We start from the raw sequence: 1,079 nt of genomic DNA on the forward strand, positions 1-1,079 counted from the left end.
CGTGGGCACGTCGACGTTCAACATGGACGTCCACGGGCTGCTGGACAAGTTCACCTGGCGGACGACCGCGAGGTGCTCGGTGAGATCCGCGGGGCCGGGCGGATAGGCGCCCTGTCGCGTCTCGTCGGCGGTCGCGTCGACCCCCGCGACCACGTGGCCGAGCTGGGTGCGCGCGCCGGCGGCGAACTCGGCGACGTCGACGCCGGCCGCGCGCACGGTGTCGAGGGCCCGCAGCAGGCCGAGCTGCGCGTCGTACCAGACTCCGAACAGCGCGAGGTCCCAGACGGCGGCCGCGTCCGGGGCTTCGCCGACGAAACGTGGCGTGCTCAGCAGTTCCAGGGTCGCGCGGTGTCGCTCGTACGCGGTGCGGGAGCCGCTGTAGAGGATCGTCGCGGCGTCGGTGCCGATCGACGCGGCCGACGCCTGGATCCCCGCGTCGAGATACTCCGCGCCCAGCTCGGCGACCCGCCGGGCCGCCAGACGGGCGTCCTCGGCCGTGCCGGTGCACAGCGCGACGATTGTCGCATCAGGCCCTTCATCGAGCTGCGCCAGGCACTCCCGCACCGCGCTGTGGTCCTTGACCGTCAGCAGGATCAACGGGCTCGACGACACCGCCTCCCGAAGTGTCGCCGCCGGCTGCGCCCCGGCCCGCACCAGCTCGGCCGCCCGGGCGGCCGTGCGGTTCCACACCACGACCTGATGCCCGCCGGCGAGCAGCTGCCGCGCCACCGCACCGCCGACGGCTCCCGTGCCGGCCACTGTCACCCGCGCCATGCCGGCCATCCTCGAACTTCAACCGTCCTTGAGGTCAAGCTTCACCAACCCGCGGGTTGGCACTTGCGGTGGTGCCATCGTGGTGCCATAGTAGTGCCATGGACCTGACGCCCTACGTCGACAAGCTCCGCGAGGAGCTCGCCGTCGCCGCCGAGGCCGGCGGCGAAGAGGCCCGCGCGCTCGCCGAGCGGCTGACCGCTCCCCTGGACTCGGCCGTCGGGGGGGCCTTCCTCGAGGCGCGGTCGGGGGGGGGCGGCGGGTGTGCGCGCGCCCTGGGCCCCGGGGGGGGGGTCGTGGGGCTGCGC

At 74.3% G+C, this 1,079-nt stretch carries 1 protein-coding gene and 1 pseudogene; one reads left to right on the top strand and one right to left on the bottom strand.

The genetic code is table 11. The annotated features are described in order from the left end of the window. A partial coding sequence (locus tag AB0H87_RS42000) for an NAD(P)-binding domain-containing protein (RefSeq protein ID WP_360159499.1) occupies positions 1-774 on the bottom strand: 774 nt, incomplete at its 3' end. A 98-nt stretch (positions 775-872) separates the two neighbouring features. Between AB0H87_RS42000 and AB0H87_RS42005 the strand changes: the two are divergent. Beyond that, a pseudogene (locus AB0H87_RS42005) lies at positions 873-1,079 on the top strand (hypothetical protein); the annotation flags it as partial.

Source organism: Asanoa sp. NPDC050611, from assembly GCF_040654855.1.
Taxonomy (GTDB): domain Bacteria; phylum Actinomycetota; class Actinomycetes; order Mycobacteriales; family Micromonosporaceae; genus Asanoa.